The organism is Stenotrophomonas sp. TWI169 (assembly GCF_039674705.1).
Taxonomy (GTDB): domain Bacteria; phylum Pseudomonadota; class Gammaproteobacteria; order Xanthomonadales; family Xanthomonadaceae; genus Stenotrophomonas; species Stenotrophomonas maltophilia_P.
The window spans coordinates 151,525-167,664 of record NZ_JBDJOB010000005.1 but is presented as its reverse complement, the minus strand read 5'-3'; the positions used below and the strand labels follow the sequence as shown (position 1 = coordinate 167,664).

General features: G+C 68.7%; 15 protein-coding genes, 1 tRNA gene and 1 other RNA gene. 14 read left to right on the top strand and 3 right to left on the bottom strand.

Features of this window, described 5'->3' with window-relative positions; translation table 11 throughout:
- The first annotated feature begins 11 nt into the window (after positions 1-11).
- The 4 genes from selA to selD all read left to right on the top strand — a co-directional run bounded on the left by selA (position 12) and on the right by selD (position 4,581).
- Positions 12-1,427, top strand: a complete 1,416-nt coding sequence (selA, locus tag ABE543_RS05990; protein ID WP_319637193.1) for an L-seryl-tRNA(Sec) selenium transferase — start codon at positions 12-14, stop codon at positions 1,425-1,427.
- A complete protein-coding gene (gene selB, locus ABE543_RS05985; protein ID WP_346475427.1) occupies positions 1,424-3,355 on the top strand; it encodes a selenocysteine-specific translation elongation factor in 1,932 nt (643 codons plus the stop codon). Before selA ends, selB begins: the two co-directional genes overlap by 4 nt.
- A gap of 24 nt (positions 3,356-3,379) precedes the next feature.
- Positions 3,380-3,475: transfer RNA gene (locus tag ABE543_RS05980), tRNA-Sec, on the top strand.
- Between the two features lie 26 nt (positions 3,476-3,501).
- Entirely contained in the window at positions 3,502-4,581 is a 1,080-nt protein-coding gene (gene selD / locus ABE543_RS05975; RefSeq protein WP_111186784.1) for a selenide, water dikinase SelD, read from the top strand.
- A gap of 33 nt (positions 4,582-4,614) precedes the next feature.
- Here the strand turns inward: selD and ABE543_RS05970 are convergent, their stop codons facing one another.
- Positions 4,615-5,475 carry a YicC/YloC family endoribonuclease gene (locus ABE543_RS05970; RefSeq protein WP_053519464.1) on the bottom strand — a complete coding sequence of 287 codons (861 nt, stop codon included), beginning with the start codon at positions 5,473-5,475 and terminating at the stop codon, positions 4,615-4,617.
- A 123-nt stretch (positions 5,476-5,598) separates the two neighbouring features.
- On the opposite strand from ABE543_RS05970, the gene rph reads away from it, so the two are divergent.
- The 7 genes from rph to pepQ all read left to right on the top strand — a co-directional run bounded on the left by rph (position 5,599) and on the right by pepQ (position 12,854).
- Positions 5,599-6,324, top strand: coding sequence for a ribonuclease PH (gene rph / locus ABE543_RS05965; RefSeq protein WP_053519465.1), 726 nt, complete (start codon positions 5,599-5,601; stop codon positions 6,322-6,324).
- The gene (locus ABE543_RS05960) at positions 6,321-6,710 is read left to right on the top strand and encodes a VOC family protein (RefSeq protein ID WP_074899697.1); all 390 of its coding nucleotides are present in this window, start codon (positions 6,321-6,323) and stop codon (positions 6,708-6,710) included. Before rph ends, ABE543_RS05960 begins: the two co-directional genes overlap by 4 nt.
- The gene (gene rdgB / locus ABE543_RS05955; RefSeq protein ID WP_053519467.1) at positions 6,707-7,303 is read left to right on the top strand and encodes an RdgB/HAM1 family non-canonical purine NTP pyrophosphatase; all 597 of its coding nucleotides are present in this window, start codon (positions 6,707-6,709) and stop codon (positions 7,301-7,303) included. The genes ABE543_RS05960 and rdgB overlap by 4 nt, the downstream gene beginning before the upstream one ends.
- Positions 7,304-7,359: 56 nt before the next feature.
- Complete coding sequence (hemW, locus tag ABE543_RS05950; protein WP_111186808.1) at positions 7,360-8,586, top strand: radical SAM family heme chaperone HemW; 1,227 nt, start codon at positions 7,360-7,362, stop codon at positions 8,584-8,586.
- Positions 8,587-8,806: 220 nt separating this feature from the next.
- Positions 8,807-11,077 (top strand): DUF1631 family protein, encoded by a 2,271-nt coding sequence (locus ABE543_RS05945; protein WP_065181688.1) that lies wholly within the window; start codon positions 8,807-8,809, stop codon positions 11,075-11,077.
- Positions 11,074-11,448 (top strand): PilZ domain-containing protein, encoded by a 375-nt coding sequence (locus ABE543_RS05940; protein WP_065175725.1) that lies wholly within the window; start codon positions 11,074-11,076, stop codon positions 11,446-11,448. Before ABE543_RS05945 ends, ABE543_RS05940 begins: the two co-directional genes overlap by 4 nt.
- A gap of 74 nt (positions 11,449-11,522) precedes the next feature.
- Positions 11,523-12,854: a Xaa-Pro dipeptidase gene (pepQ, locus tag ABE543_RS05935; protein WP_346475426.1), complete on the top strand. Its 1,332-nt coding sequence runs from the start codon at positions 11,523-11,525 to the stop codon at positions 12,852-12,854.
- Positions 12,855-13,298: 444 nt separating this feature from the next.
- Here pepQ and ABE543_RS05930 read toward each other — a convergent pair whose 3' ends face one another.
- Together ABE543_RS05930 and ABE543_RS05925 are read right to left on the bottom strand one after the other, a co-directional pair.
- Positions 13,299-14,621 (bottom strand): aminopeptidase P N-terminal domain-containing protein, encoded by a 1,323-nt coding sequence (locus ABE543_RS05930; RefSeq protein WP_111186809.1) that lies wholly within the window; start codon positions 14,619-14,621, stop codon positions 13,299-13,301.
- Between the two features lie 5 nt (positions 14,622-14,626).
- Positions 14,627-15,175, bottom strand: coding sequence for a UPF0149 family protein (locus ABE543_RS05925; protein WP_053519828.1), 549 nt, complete (start codon positions 15,173-15,175; stop codon positions 14,627-14,629).
- A gap of 153 nt (positions 15,176-15,328) precedes the next feature.
- Here ABE543_RS05925 and ABE543_RS05920 point away from each other — a divergent pair, with 153 nt between their 5' ends.
- From ABE543_RS05920 to ssrS, 3 genes are all read left to right on the top strand, one after another.
- Positions 15,329-15,550, top strand: coding sequence for a TIGR02449 family protein (locus ABE543_RS05920; protein ID WP_005410898.1), 222 nt, complete (start codon positions 15,329-15,331; stop codon positions 15,548-15,550).
- A complete protein-coding gene (locus ABE543_RS05915; protein ID WP_053519829.1) occupies positions 15,547-15,843 on the top strand; it encodes a cell division protein ZapA in 297 nt (98 codons plus the stop codon). The genes ABE543_RS05920 and ABE543_RS05915 overlap by 4 nt, the downstream gene beginning before the upstream one ends.
- Before the next feature lie 98 nt (positions 15,844-15,941).
- Positions 15,942-16,127: non-coding RNA, 6S RNA (gene ssrS, locus ABE543_RS05910), on the top strand.
- The last annotated feature ends 13 nt before the right edge of the window (positions 16,128-16,140 follow it).

The following is a 16,140-nucleotide window of genomic DNA, read 5'->3' as shown; positions in this document are numbered from 1 at the left end:
CGATGCCTCGCGTGCACGCACCCACCGCCCCGGCCAGTGCCCTGCCCTCGCTGGACCGCCTGCTGCGCCTGCCGGCGTTGTCGACGCTGATCAGGGACCACGGCCGCAGCCGCATCGCCCATCTGCTGCGCGAGCACGTGCAGGGGTTGCGCGAGCGCAGCGGCTGCGGCCAGCTGTCACCGGAACAGCTGCAGCGGGCCGTCGCGGAACCCGGCGTGGTCGCGGCCCTGCAGTCGGCGCTGGCAGCCGATGCACGCCTGGATCTGCAGCCGGTATTCAACCTCACCGGCACGGTGCTGCATACGAATCTCGGCCGCGCGCTGTTGCCGGACGCCGCGGTACGCGCAGTGACCCGCGCAATGACTGCGCCGGTGGATCTGGAATTCGACATCGCCCTGGGCCGTCGAGGCGACCGCGATGCGCGCGTGCGGGCACTGGTCTGCGAACTGACCGGCGCCGAAGCAGCGACCGTGGTCAACAACAACGCAGCAGCAGTCCTGTTGCTGCTCAACAGCCTGGCCAATCGCCGCGAGGTAGTCGTGTCGCGGGGCGAACTGGTGGAAATCGGCGGCGCCTTCCGCATTCCCGATGTAATGCGCAGCGCCGGTGCGCGGCTGCGCGAAGTGGGCACCACCAACCGCACCCATCCGGCCGACTTCGACAGCGCCATCGGCACGCGCACCGCGCTGCTGATGGAAGTGCACGCCAGCAACTACGCCATCACCGGCTTCACTGCCAAGGTCGACACTGCACGGATGGCATCGATCGCGCACGGGCACGGGCTGCCACTGGCGGTGGACCTTGGCAGTGGCAGCCTGTGCGACCTGTCTGCCCACGGTCTGCCGCGCGAACCTACAGTGCAGGAAGCGCTGGCGGCGGGCGCCGACCTGGTCTCGTTCAGCGGCGACAAGCTGCTCGGTGGACCGCAGGCCGGGATCATTGCCGGCCGCGCCGACCTCATCGCACGCATCAACCGCAATCCGCTCAAGCGCGCCCTGCGTATGGACAAGATGGGCCTGGCCGCGCTGGAAGCGGTACTGGCGCTGTACCGCGAACCGGAACTGCTGCCGCAGCGGCTGCCGACCCTGCGCACGCTGTCCCGCGAACAGGGAGACATCCATGCGCAGGCACAGCGCCTGCTGCCTTCCGTGCAGCAGGCGCTGGCCGCGCATTACGCGGTTGAAGCGGTGCCGATGTACAGCCAGGTCGGCAGTGGCGCGCAGCCACAGGCGCAACTGGCCAGCGCCGGCCTGCGCATCCGCGTCGCTGCAGCTGCCGGGTTGGACCGTCTGGCCAAGCGCCTGCGCGGCCTGCCACGGCCGGTGCTCGGGCGCATTGCCGAGGATGCGCTGTGGCTTGATCTGCGCGGGCTTGAGTACGGGGATGAGGCTGCTTTCCTCGCCCAGTGGAGCGCGCTGCAGGCATGATCGTCGGTACCGCCGGGCATATCGACCATGGCAAGACCAGCCTGGTGCGGGCACTGACCGGCATCGAAACCGATCGCCTGCAGGAAGAGCGCGCGCGCGGCATCTCCATAGAACTGGGGTATGCCTATGTGCCGGTGGAGGCCGCACGCGCAGAGGGGCCTCCGGCGATGCTGGGCTTCGTCGATGTGCCGGGTCACGAGCGCTTCGTGCACACGATGGTGGCCGGTGCCACCGGCATCGATGTGGCGCTGCTGGTGATCGCCGCCGATGACGGCGTGATGCCGCAGACCCGTGAGCATCTGTCGATCCTGCAGCTGCTGGGTGTGGACCGCGCTGCAGTGGCATTGACCAAGATCGACCGTGTGGATGCGGCGCGCATTGCCGAGGCAGAAGCGGAGATCGTTGCCCTGCTGGCCGGTACACCGCTGCAGGGGTCTGCGGTATTCGCCTGCAACAGCACCGACAGCGCGGATGCCGGCATCCATGCGCTGCGCGCCCACCTGCATGCGTGGGCCGCCGCTAACGACAGCCGCCGGACGGCCCAGCGCCGCAGCGAGCTGTTCCGCATGCCGGTGGATCGCGTGTTCTCGCTGGCCGGTCACGGCACACTGGTCACCGGCGCGGTACAGGGCGGCGTGGCCGCGGTCGGCGCGCATCTGCAGTTGATGCCGACCGCCATCGACGTGCGCATCCGCAGCATCCATGCGCAGAACCAGGCCAGTGGACAGGCTGCCGCGGGACAGCGCTGTGCCCTGAACCTGGCCGCCATCGCCCGCGACGGCATCACCCGCGGCGACTGGATCGCCGATCCGCGCGCGCTGCAGGCCACCACCCGGGTCGACGTACGCCTTCGCCTTGCGGCACAGGTGCGGCCCCTGCGCGACTGGACACCGCTGCACATCCACTGGGGCACGATGCACCGGCAGGCCCATGTGGTGCTGCTGGAGGATGAAGACAGTGGCAACGGCCAGCTGGTGCAGCTGGTGTTCGATGCCCCGGTCTGCGCGATGTGCGGCGACCGCTTCATCGCCCGCGATTCGGCTGCAGCGCATACGCTGGGCGGCGGCACCGTGCTCGATCCCGATCCACCGCAACGACGTCGGCGCAGCCCGGCACGCCGGGCGTGGTTGGCAGCCCTTGAACAGCTCGCGGCCGGCGCCGGCGTCGGGCCGCTGCTGCAGCAGGCACCGGCCGGCATCGCGCTGGCCGCCCTGCAACGCTACTGCCGGCGTGAGGCCGCACAGATCGATCTCCCTGCAGATGCCCGGCGCATCGCCACCCGCGAGGACACGGTGATCATCCTCGCCTCGCACTGGCAGGCGCTGCGCGAACAGGTGATCCGCTCGCTGCATGACTGGCACGAGCGACGGCCGGACGAGCCCGGTGTCGACAGCGGGCGCCTGCAGCGCAGCACCCTGCCCGCGCTCTCGACCAGTCTCTGGAACGCACTGCTGCAGGACCTGTTCGACGATGGCGCGTTGCAGCGCGTGGGCGCGTGGTGGCGGCTGCCAGGCCACGACCATGCGCCGCCGGAACGCGAGCGCGCGCTTCTCGAACGCGTGCTCCCGCGTCTGGATGCCGGTGGTTTCGATCCGCCCTGGGTGCGCACGCTTGCGGCCGATCTCGGCTTCGCCGAGGAGGAGATGCGTGCGGTCCTGCGCCGCGCCGCCGCGCGCGGCGAGCTGTTCCAAGTGGTGCCGGACCTGTTCTACGCACCGGCCCGCATCGACGCGCTGGCGGCAACGGTCGCCCGGCTGTCACAGGCAACGGGCATGGTGGACGCGGCAGCATTCCGCGATGCCATCGGCCTGGGCCGCAAGCGCAGCATCCAGATCTTGGAGTTCTTCAATCGCGTTGGCTACACTCGACGCGTCGGTGACCAGCATCGGCCGCGCGGCGACCTGCAATGGAACACCGCCCACGGATGACTGCACCGGTACCGCCGTACCTTCGGAAGGCATGCGCATCCGGGCATGCGGCTGGGCTTCAAACCCAGCAGGGGGCGTCGATCGCTCCCTGGTAGGTTCGACTCCTGCTGCCTTCCGCCATTCGTGTTCCTGCAGGAGATGCCGGCATGGCCTCGCATGTGCAGTCCCCACTTCCCCCGTCGGCCGAGGCTCCGCAGCGATTGACTTCGCTGGCCCACGGCGGCGGTTGTGGCTGCAAGATCGCACCCGGCGTGCTGGCCGAACTGCTGCGGGGCACCCCGGCGTTCCCTGCGCCGGCCGAACTGCTGGTCGGCCGCGAGACCAGTGACGATGCCGCGGTCTACCGGCTTGATGATCGCCAGGCGATCGTCGCCACCACCGACTTTTTCATGCCGATCGTCGATGACCCGTTCGACTTCGGCCGCATCGCCGCCACCAATGCGCTGTCGGACCTGTATGCGATGGGCGCGCGGCCGCTGTTCGCACTGGCCATCGTCGGCATGCCCATCAATACGCTGCCACAGGACACGATCCGCGGCATCCTGCAGGGCGGCGAACGTGCCTGTGCCGACGCCGGCATCGTGGTGGCCGGGGGCCACAGCATCGACTCGGTGGAGCCGATCTATGGCCTGGCCGCGATCGGCGTGCTGGATCCGCAGCGGCTCAAGCGCAATGCCGATGCCCGCGCCGGCGATGTGCTGGTGCTGGGCAAGCCATTGGGCGTGGGCGTGTATTCGTCGGCGCTGAAGAAAGAAGTGCTGAATGCCGAGGGCTACCGGCAGATGGTCGAGTCGACCACCCGCCTGAACAGCGTGGGCCTGCCCCTTGCCGCGCTGGACGGCGTGCATGCCATGACCGACGTCACCGGCTTCGGCCTGCTCGGCCATCTGCTGGAGGTGTGCCGTGCCAGCGGGGTCGCCGCCGAGGTGGACAGCACACAGGTGCCTCTGCTGCCGCAGACCCTGGACCTGCTGCAACGTGGCTGCGTTACCGGCGCATCCAACCGCAACTGGGCCTCGTATGGCGGCCAGGTGCATTTCGCCGAAGGCGTGGCCGCCCACTGGCAGCCACTGCTGACCGACCCGCAGACCAGCGGCGGCCTGCTCGTATCCTGCGCAGCGGACGCCGTGGATGCGGTGAATGCCGTTTTTGCCGGCGCCGGGTTTGCCCAGGCCGCGGTGATCGGCCACCTGCTGGCGGGGCCTGCCGGCGTCAGCGTGCGCTGAAACGATGAGGGCGCCCGAAGGCGCCCCGCAGCATCACTCGATGTTCTGCACCTGCTCGCGGATCTGGTCGATCAGCACCTTCAGCTCGACTGCGGCATTGGACGTGCGGCTGTCCACCGACTTCGAGCCCAGCGTGTTGGCTTCACGATTGAACTCCTGCAGCAGGAAGTCCAGGCGGCGGCCGACCGGCTCGCGCTGCGTGAGCACGCGGCGGATCTCGACGATGTGGCTCGACAGGCGGTCCAGCTCCTCATCCACATCCAGCTTCTGCAGCCACAGCACCAGCTCCTGCTCGGCGCGGCCGGGATCGACCGGATGCGGCAGATCGGCCAGGCGCGCAGCCAGCTTGGCACGCTGGCCATCACGGATGGCGGGAATCAGCGTGCGGACGTCACCCGCGATGCGCTCGATGCCATCCACGCGCTCGGCAATGGCCGCGGCGAGCTTGCCGCCCTCGCGCTCGCGGGCTTCGACGAATCCGTCCAGCACCTGATCCAGCAAGGCCAGCGCCTCGACCTGCAGGGCCGCCGCATCGGTGGCCTCGCCCCGGGTCACGCCCGGCAGCTGCAGCAGATCGGTGAAGCTCACCTGCAGGTTGGGAAAATCCGACGTCAGGCGGTGGGCCAGATGCCCGAGCTGGCCCAGCAGGGCCTCATCGACCTGCAGATTCCCCGCCGCGTCCGGCGCACGCAGTCGCAGCACCAGATCCAGCTTGCCGCGGCTCAGGCGCGCGGCGATGCGCTCGCGCAGCTGCGGCTCCAATGCCCGCAGCTCTTCAGGCAGGCGGGTGCCGACCTCCAGGAAGCGGTGGTTGACCGAGCGCAGCTCGCAGCCCAGCGTGCCCCACGGGGTGACCCGCTCGCCACCCGCGTAGGCGGTCATGCTTCGAATCATGGAATGTGTCCGGTGCGTGCAAAGGGGGAATGGTACCCTAGCGCCCTCACCAGAGCCCCCCTGCCCGCCCCGTGAAGGTCGCGGGCATGGCGGCGTACTCCCCGCCCTTACGGAACCCGCATCATGTCCGATTCCCGCCCCAGTGGCCGCCAGCCCGACCAGCTCCGTCCGGTCGTCATCCAACGCGGCTTCACCCGCCACGCCGAAGGCTCGGTACTGGTGTGCTTCGGTGAAACCCGCGTGCTGTGCACGGCCAGCGTCGAGAACCGGGTTCCGGGCTTCCTGCGCGGCAAGGGCGAAGGCTGGGTGACCGCCGAGTACGGCATGTTGCCGCGCGCCACCCACACCCGCAGCGACCGTGAAGCGGCGCGTGGCAAGCAGGGCGGCCGCACGCTGGAGATCCAGCGCCTGATCGGCCGCAGCCTGCGCGCCTGCGTGGACCGCAATGCCCTCGGCGAACGCACCATCACCCTGGACTGCGACGTGCTGCAGGCCGACGGCGGCACCCGCACCGCGGCCATCACCGGTGCCTACGTGGCCCTGGTCGACGCCGTGAACGTGCTGATCAAGCGCGGCGAGATCAAGCGCAACCCGATCCTGGGTGCGGTGGCAGCGGTGTCGGTGGGCGTTTACCGCGGCACTCCGGTGCTGGACCTGGACTATGCCGAAGACAGCGACTGCGACACCGACATGAACGTGGTGATGAACGATGGCGGTGGCTTCATCGAGCTGCAGGGCACTGCCGAAGGCCATGCCTTCCGCCGCGATGAACTGGACGCGCTGCTGGGACTGGCCGAAAAGGGCGTGAACGAACTGCTGGCCGCACAGCAGGCGGCGCTGTCGGCATGAACCGGCGCCTTGCCCTGACCACCCTGGTGGTGGCCGACTATGACGAGGCCATCGCCTGGTACACCGGCAAGCTCGGCTTCGCACTGCTGGAGGACATCGACCAGGGCCACAAGCGATGGGTCGTGGTCGGACCGACCGACGGCAGCGCCGCCGCCCTGCTGCTGGCGCGCGCCAGTGACGAGGAACAGCGCAGCCGCATCGGCAACCAGACCGGTGGGCGCGTTGCGTTCTTCCTCAACACCGACGACTTCCACCGCGACCATGCGGCGATGCTGGCCGCCGGGGTGGAGTTCCTGGAATCGCCGCGCGAAGAACCCTATGCAACGGTCGCGGTCTTCCGCGATCTGTATGGCAACACCTGGGACCTGCTGGAGCCCCGTCAATGAAGAAACTGGTACTGGCCAGCCACAACGCCGGCAAGCTGGTGGAGATGCAGGAGATCCTTGCCGACCTGCCGCTGCAGATCACCTCGGCCGCCGAACTGGGCCTGGGCGACGTCGACGAGACCGGCCTGACCTTCGTCGAGAACGCGCTGCTGAAGGCGCGCGCGGCCTGCGAAGCGACCGGCCTGCCGGCGCTGGCGGATGATTCGGGGCTGATCGTCGATGCGCTCGGCGGCGCACCCGGCCTGTACAGCGCGCGCTATGCCGGCCACCCGACCAATGCCGCCGCCAACAACGCCAAGCTGCTGGACGCGATGGCCGACATCCCCGATGGCCAGCGCAGCGCCCGCTTCTATGCGGTGATCGTGCTGCTGCGCCACGCCACCGACCCGCAACCGCTGATCTGCGAGGGCCGCTGGGAAGGGCAGATCATCCGCGAACTGCGTGGCACGAACGGTTTTGGCTACAACCCGGTATTCCTGGACACCACCCACGGCCTGACCGCCGCGGAAATGGAGCCAGCCCTGAAGAACGCCATCAGCCACCGTGCCATTGCCCTGCAGCAGCTCAAGCAGCAGCTGGCGACGCTGTACTGAAGCCATCCGATCGAGCCAGGGAAGCCGGCCAACGGCCGGCACTACCGATGAAGCCCATGCCGCACGCCCACGACCACTGCAACCACCTGCCCGGCGAAGCCTGCTCCGCTGACCACGACAGCCCACCGCGACTGGTGCCACCGCCACTGTCGTTGTACGTGCACCTGCCGTGGTGCGTGCGCAAATGCCCGTACTGCGATTTCAACTCGCACCAGGCCAAGGGCGAGCTGCCGTTCGAGGCCTACATCGATGCTCTGCTGCGCGACCTGGACCAGGACCTGCCGCTGGTCTGGGGCCGGGTGGTGCACAGCGTGTTCTTCGGTGGTGGCACGCCCAGCCTGTTCCCGCCGGAGGCGATCGATCGCTTCCTGCAGCAGGCCAGCGCCCGCCTGCGCTTCGCGCCGAACGCCGAGATCACGCTGGAAACCAATCCCGGCACCGCCGAGCATGGCCGCTTCGACCGCTACCGCGCGGCCGGCGTGAACCGCCTGAGCTTCGGCATCCAGAGCTTCGACGACGCCGCGCTGAAGCGGCTGGGCCGCATCCACGACAGTGGCGAAGCCGAGCGTGCGGTGAAGATGGCCCAGGATGCGGGGTACGACAACTTCAACATCGACCTGATGTACGCACTGCCCGAGCAGACGCTGGCCGGTGCCGAATCGGACCTCGAGCGCGCCTTTGCACTGCAGCCGGCGCACATCTCGCACTACCAGCTGACCCTGGAACCGAACACGGTGTTCTTCGCGCGCCCGCCGCAGGGCATTCCCGATGAAGACAACGCCTGGGACATGCAGGAACACTGCCAGGCGCTGCTGGCGCAGGCCGGCTTCGGCCAGTACGAGGTCAGCGCCTACGCGCGCCCCGGCCGGCAGAGCGCGCACAATCTGAACTACTGGCGCTTCGGCGATTACCTGGGCATCGGCGCCGGTGCACACGGCAAGATCAGTTCCGGCGCCGAAGAGCACGTGCTGCGGCGCTGGAAGCTCAAGCATCCGCAGGCCTACCTGGACAGCGCTGGCACCCCGGCGTCGTTCGGTGGCGATGACGTGATCACGCCCGCGCGGCTTCCGTTCGAGTACATGCTCAACCTGCTGCGCCTGCACGAGGGCTTCAGCCTGCGTGATTTTGAATCGCGCACCGGCCTGCCGCGCAGCGTGCTCGACGCACCGCTGGCCGAGGCCGTGCAGCGCGGCTGGCTGGAGACGGCCGATGGCCAGGTCCGCCCGACCGAACTGGGCCGCCGTTTCACCAATGATGTGGTGAGCCTGTTCCTGGACGAATGAGCGCCCCGTCGCATCCGCCGGGCATCGCCCGGCGCTACCCACCGGCCAGCATGCCGTCGCATCCGCCGGGCATGGCCCGGCGCCACCCAGCGGCCAGCATGCGGTAGCGCCGGGCCATGCCCGGCGTGCAGCGTGCGCATTCAGCCTAAAGTAGCGCCGGCCTCGGCCGACACGGTAGATTCACAGGATCGCTCCGCGGGAATCCGGGTACCGCACGCCGATGTCAGCTGTCTTCTCCCTCTCCGCCACCGACGCTGCCCGCCTGGCCAGCACCGACCTGCCACCGCGGGTACGTGAACTGCTGGGGGCGTTGACCGGCCTGTGCCGGCAGGCACTGACCGCGCCGCTGATCCTGACCGTCGAAGCGCTGGAACAACTCCTGTTGCACGATGCCGACCGCGCGCGCAGTCCGCAGCAGCAGGCTGAACTGATGGCGCAGCGTAGCCAACTGCATGCCTTCGCCGGCCACTTCAGCGAGCGCATGCTCGATGCGGTGGCCGAGGCACTGGCGCGGCTGCGCGAACCGACCGCCTTCACGGCAGCAGCACCACCGCCCGCACTGCCGGGCACGATCGGCCTGTCGCTGGTCGACGAGCACGAGGTCGACCGCGACCTGCTGCTCACCGAAATGGTCCGGCGCGAGACGCAGCGCTCGGCCAACGCCCTGAACCTGCTCGGCCAGCGCCTGGGCGTGCTGGCTGCGGCGCCTGCGTTCGAAGCCGATACCCTTCCGCTGGCACCGCAGGCGCTGTGCGCGATGGTGCGCAGGGTCGCCGAACAGGATGGCCTCGGGGCAGAGGTGCAGCTGGCGCTGTATCGCAGTTTCGAGCGCCAGGTGCTGGAACGCCTGGGCGACCTGCTTGATCGGGCCAATGCCCTGCTCGCCCAGCAGGGCGTGCTGCCGGGCCTGGTCTACACCCCGTATCTGGCCCGCTCGTCGAGTACGCGACGGATCATCACCCAGTCCGTCGCTGGCGGCCGTGCCACGCAGCCAGCCAGGCGCGCGGCGGCCCCCATGACCGGCTGGGGCGAGAACCTGCCTGCCGGCTCCTGGTCGACCCTGATGCAGGATGCCTTCCAGTCCGGTTCCGCATCCGCTGCAGCGACCCCCGGGCTGACCACCGCCACCGGCACCCTGCTGCACGACCTGCTGCAGCGCGCGCGTACCACGCCGGCGGCAGACGCGCCTGCGGTACCGACTGCTGCCGTCGATGCGGTATTGGCAAGGCTGCAAAACCAGGCCAGCGCCGCTACCGGTGTGGTCGACCTGCAGGCCGCCGTGGTCGCGCAGCTGCGCAGCGAGCATGGCCCGCATGCGCAGATCGGCAGCCATGATCGCGACAACCTGGACCTGCTGCGCCTGTTGATGCAGCAGATCCAGCAGCAGCAGCGCCCGGACCCGGTGCCCGCCGCCCTGCTGGCGCGCCTGCAGGTACCGTTGGCACGTGCAGCGATGGCCGATCCGGGCTTCTTCGTACGCGACGAGCATCCTGCGCGCGAGCTGCTCAACCATATCGCCGAAGCCGGTGCCCGCTGGCTGGGGGACGACGACGTCGATCCGCAGTTTCTGCAGCGCATGGCACAGAGCGTGCAGAGCCTGCTCGGCGAGGATGCACGCACTCCGGAAGCCTTCGCTGCTGCCAACGAAGAGGTGCAGCAGCACCAGCGCGCGGCCGCCCATCGCGCCGAACTGGCCGAACGCCGCCACGTCGAAGCCGCGCGCGGCAGGGAGCGCCTGGAACTCGCGCGGCGCCAGGCCAGCGCCCAGATCGAGCAGTGCTGCAGCACGCAGCAGCCGCCGCGCTTCGTCCAGACCCTGCTGCGCCAGGCCTGGTCCGACGCGCTGACCCTGACCCGGCTTCGCCATGGCGAGGACTCGCCCCAGTGGCAGGAGCGGCTGCAGCAGACCGAGCGCATCGCGGCCGTTACTGCAACCGCCGCCAACGGCGTCGATGGCACCGATGGCGCCTTGGCCGCCGATGTGGAGGCCGCGCTGCTGCAGGTGGGCTATCACGCCGAGGAAGCCTCAGCGGTGGCCCGTCGCCTGGCCACGCCCGGGGGCGAGGACGACAGCACGTCGCGTACCGAACTCAGCGCGCGGCTGAAGGCCCGCGCCCGGCTGGGCGAGCACACCGACAGCCGCAGTGCGTCCGCCCCTGCCGCGCCACGCAGCAGTGCGGAGGAGGCCGCCTACGAGCAGCTGTGCTCCCTGCCCTTCGGCAGCTGGTTCGACATCGACAACGGCGACGGCACGCTTCGCCGCCAGCGCCTGTCCTGGTACAGCCTGCTGACCGGCCATGTGCTGTTCGTCAATCCGCGCGGGCAGAAGATTGCCGAAACCGACCTCGACAGCCTGGCGCGGCAGATCAGCGCTGGGCGTGCGCATCTGGTCACCGAAGACAAGGGCCGGCTGGTCGACCGCGCCTGGAAGGCCAGCCTGGGCGCCCTGCGTGCGCTTGCCGGCCGCAACCCGCAGGACACCCCCGCATGAGCATGACGCCGCCGCAGGACACCCGCCGCGCCCCCCGACGCCAGGTGTCGGACCTGGTGCCGGTGACCGACCAGATGCGCGACTGCGTGGTCGGTCGCCTTGGCAATGTGTCCGAAACCGGCATGCTGATGCTGGCCAGCACTGCGCTGCGCGACGACGCGCTGTATCAGTTCCGCTTCCCGCTGCCGCTGGGCGATGGCCAGCAGGCAGCCATCGACGTGGGCGTGCACCTGTTGTGGAGCGAGCCGGCGCACGCCCCGGGACAGAGCTGGGTGGGCTTCCGGTTCCTCACCCTGTCACGCGAACACCGCCAGCTGCTGCGGCAGTGGGTAGGCGAAGACAGCGACGAAGGACCGCTTTCGACGGACTGACTGCCGGTTCCGGCACAGCGGTTTCTGCCGGTATGCGGCAGAATCTAGGGCCGTTTCCGTGTCGAGCCACCGCAATGATCCAGCAAGACCCCGGCGCCCTGTATCCCGATCACCTGGCCGTGCTGTGCCGACGCGCCGAGCAGGCGCTGGCGCGCGGCGGCTTTGATCACCTCGTGGTGCCCAGCGGCACCCTGCACTACCAGGTTTTTGATGATCGCGACTATCCCTATGCGGTGAATCCGCAGTTCAAGGCATGGTTGCCGCTGACGCGCGTGCCCAACAGCTGGATCGTGTTTACGCCCGGCAAGCGGCCGGTGGTGATCTTCCATCAGCCGTTCGATTACTGGCACGTAGTGCCGGACGCGCCGAGCGGCTGGTGGGTGGAGCACTTCGACATCCACATCATCCGCACGCCGGATGAAGCGCTGGCGTTGCTGCCGGCCGATCCGTCGCGCTGCGCGATCCTGGGTGAGCCGCAGAGCGCACTGGGCAGCCACGTGCCGAACAATCCTCCGGCGGTGGTGAATTACCTGGAATGGCACCGTGGCAGCAAGACGCCCTACGAGATCGCCCTGATGCGCCAGGCACAGGTGCTGGGCGTGCGCGGCCATCGCGCCGCCGAAGCCGCGTTCCGCAACGGTGCCGACGAGTTCAGCATCCACATGGCGTACTGCCAGGCGGTGGGCCAGGACGCCAATGAACTGCCCTACGGCAACATCGTGGCGTTGAACGAGCACGCCGCCGTTCTGCACTACACCGAACTGGGCCGCAAGGCACCGCAGCCGCTGCGCAGCTTCCTCATCGATGCCGGCGCCAGCGCGCACGGCTACGCCAGCGACATCACCCGTACCTACGCGGCGCACGGCCACGACGAATTCGCTGCGATGATCGCTGCCGTCGATGCCGCCCAGCAGCAGATGTGCGCGGCGGTGCGCCCGGGCGTTGATTACAGGACGCTGCACGTGGACGCGCATCTGTCGCTGATGGGCGTTCTGAAGGACTTCGGCGTCATCAGGGTATCGCCGCAGACCGCGCTGGAAACCGGCGTCAGCGCCGCATTCTTCCCGCACGGCATCGGCCATCTGATCGGCCTGCAGGTGCACGACGTGGCCGGATTCGCCGCCAGCGACGAAGGCGGCCGGATCGAACGTCCGGCGGGTCATCCCTACCTGCGTCTGACCCGCGTGCTGGAACCGGGGATGGTGGTGACCATCGAGCCGGGCCTGTACTTCATCGACATGCTGTTGAACGAGGTCAAGAACGCCGGCCATGGCGATGCGATCAACTGGGAGCGCGTGGACTTCTTCCGTCCGTATGGCGGCATCCGCATCGAGGACGAAGTGCTGTGCACCGATGGCGAAGCGGACAACCTGACGCGACCGGAGTTTGCGGCAGCCAACGGCTGAGCCCCTCGTGGTTGGCCTCACAGGTGGAGTCGACTGTTAGTCGACTGGCATCATGCGTGATGCGCGCTTGGCGGGGCGGGTAGGCCATGCAGGGGACGCTGCAAGTACGTCCCTGCATGCCCCCCCGCCCCACCTCTGACAGTCTTCTGCGCGCATCCAACCACGGAAAAGAAGAAAGAAAAGCAAAAGCGGGTCGCTCGCTGCGCTCGCTCTGTGTCGACCAAGGTCGACACCCACCAACAGCCACCGGCCAGCTGTCGAAGGCGGGGCACTGTGGGTTTGCGGGGTGTGAGCCGCATGGATGCGGCGACCAAGCCTCCAGGGATGGATTCACGGCGTCCCCGCAAACCCACAGTGCCCCGCCATCCCACGGATAGCCCGCTGTTGCTGTTGCTCCAGCTGTTGCGTCTGCGGGTGCAGGGCTGCAAGCCCTGCCGATAACCCTTACCCCGCCATCACCGCTTCGATCTCGTCCGCACTCCGCGCCAGCCCTTCGGTCAGCACGCGATGGCCATCGTCGGTGATCAGCACATCGTCCTCGGTGCGGATGCCGATGCCACGCCAGCGCGGCTCCACCGTCGTATCGTCCACGCCGATGTACAGGCCCGGCTCGATGGTGAACGCCATGCCCGGCTCCAGCAGCCGCGAGTCACCGGCCAGGCGGTAGTCGCCCACGTCGTGCACATCCAGCCCGATCCAGTGGCCGGTCTTGTGCCGGTAGAAACGCTGGTACAGGCCTTCGGAAAGATTCTTCTCCAGCGTGCCCTTCAGCAGGCCGAGCCGCAGCAGGCCCTCGGTCAGCGTCTGCACCGCCGCCAGGTGGCCGGCTTCGTAGGGTACGCCGGGCCGGGCCTGGGCCAGCGCCGCCGCCTGGGCCTGGCCGACCAGATCATGCAGCGCGCGCTGCTCGGCGCTGAAGCGCCCGTTCACCGGGAAGGTACGGGTGATGTCGCTGGCGTAGCCACGGTACTCAGCACCCGCATCGATCAGCACCAGCTCGCCGTCGCGCGCACGCCCGTTGTTGTCGCGATAGTGCAGGATGCACCCGTTGCGGCCGGCGCCGACGATGCTGCAGTACGCCGGCACCGCATCGCTGGCACGGAACACGCGCTCCAGTTCGGCCTGCAGTTCGTACTCATGGATGCCCGCCTTCGCCGCCTTCATCGCTGCCAGGTGCGCACGCACGCTGATCTGGGCGGCGTGCTGCATCAGCGCCACCTCCGCGCCGGACTTGAACAGGCGCTGCTCATGCAGCAGGTGGCCCAGCTCCAGGAACTCGTGCGGCGGCTGCGCACCGTGGCGCACCTGGGAGCGGACACGGTTGACCCAGCCGATCAGCTTCAGGTCGAAGTCCGCGTCACGGCCGAAGTGGTAGTAGACGCGCGAGCGTCCCTCCAGCAGGCCCGGAAGGATGTCGTCCAGATCGTCGATCGGATAGGCATCGTCCATGCCGAACTGCGCCACGGCGCCTTCCTGGCCGGCGCGGCTGCCGTCCCAGGCCTCGCGCTCGGCATCGCGTTCGCGGCAGAACAGGATCGCCTCGCCGTGACGACGCCCGGGAATCAGCACCAGCACGGCTTCCGGCTCCGGGAAGCCGCTCAGGTACTGGAAGTCCGAATCCTGCCGGTACGGGTAATGGGTATCCAGGCTGCGCACCTTCTCGGACGCGGCGGGCAGCACCAGGATGGCGTCTTCGCCGGCCATGTCCATCAGCTGCCGGCGACGACGCTTGTACTCGCCGGCGGCGATGCCGGTGCGCTGCTTGATGTCCATCAGTTCAGGCGCTGCCGGTGGCGCGCGGCCAGCACCACATCGCCGTGCAGCAGCAGCACCGCCACGCGGATGAATTCCTCGATCTCCGACAGCGCCTCATCGTCGTCCTCGCCACCCGCCTCGAAATCCTCGCTGGACGCACGCGCCAGGCTGGCCATGTCGGTCAGCGCCTCTTCGCCCTCTTCGGACAGGGCCGGACGACGGCCGCCACTGCCCAGTCCGAATCCACCCAGGAAGGCGCGGGTCCAGCTGAACATGGCGTCGGCCTGCGCAGCCACGTCCTCGCTGTCGCTCAGCAGCAGCTCGAACGCGAAATCGCGGTCCTCCAGCTGCTTGATGGTGGCCTGCAACAACTGCCCGAGGGCGCTGTCGGCCGCCACCGGCGGCAGGCTGTCGTCGGCCAGCACACGCGCCGGCCAGTCGTTGCCGGGAGCTCCACCGGCGGCCAGCCAGCCGCACAGGCCGCCATGCAGCTCGGCAGCGGTGGCGCCCAGGCCCAGGTCCTGGCTGGCGCGGGAAACGTCGTCGACGGAGGGAAGTTCGGTCATCGTGCGGCTCGTTCGGAGAAGGAAACCCCGAGCGCGCACGCGCGCGCCCGTGAGCCCTGTAGTGTAGCAACCCGATAGCGACCTCCCCGTGGCCATCGGGGCCTGCTGCGACAGCGCTTGACCGCCCAGACCCGGCTTGCCTATCGTGCCTGCATGGAACCCGCCGATCCCCTTGCCCAGCTGCAGGACTTCGCCGCCCGCGTGGAAGCGTTGCTTGAACGCAACCAGCGCCTGGCCGAAGAGAACCGCAGCCTGCGCCACCAGCAGGAACAGCTGGTGGCCGAGCGCTCGACGCTGCTGGCCAAGAACGAACAGGCGCGCTCGCGGGTGGAAGCGATGATCAGCCGGCTCAAATCCCTGGAGCAGCACACATGAGCGCCGAACCGGTCAGCGTCCGCATCCTCGACCGCGAGTACACCGTCGGCGTGGGTGCCGATGAACGCGACAGCCTGATGGCGGCCGCGCGCCTGCTCGACGCACGGATGCGCGAGATCCGTGGCAGCAACCGCATGGCGGCGGTCGACCGCATCGCGGTCCTGGCGGCACTGAATCTGGCCCATGAACTGCAGCTGTTGCGTGATGAGAACGCCCGCCAGGCCGTGGCCCTGCAGCAGACGCTGGCCGACCTGAACCGGCGGCTGGACCGCGCCATCGACGGCAATCCCTGACAGATCGCGCGACACGCGTCTTCTCATTTCTGAATTGGCACGGACTGTTGCCGACGAACGGCCTATCCAGATCAGGACCGGCCGCTATAATGGCCCTGCGTTCTCTGCGGTACTCGACGGCATGTGCAAACATTCGCCTTGTCCCTTAAGAACGACACCGGGAGCGCGACAGCGCCGGGAGTGCAGGTCCGCCTTGTAGCGGGAAGCCCGATGGTTCTCCAGCGTTCCCACTTGAGCCCCCGGGTTCAAGGTCGTTTCGCATGCATCGACATTGCGGAGAATGCAATATTCCAGCAA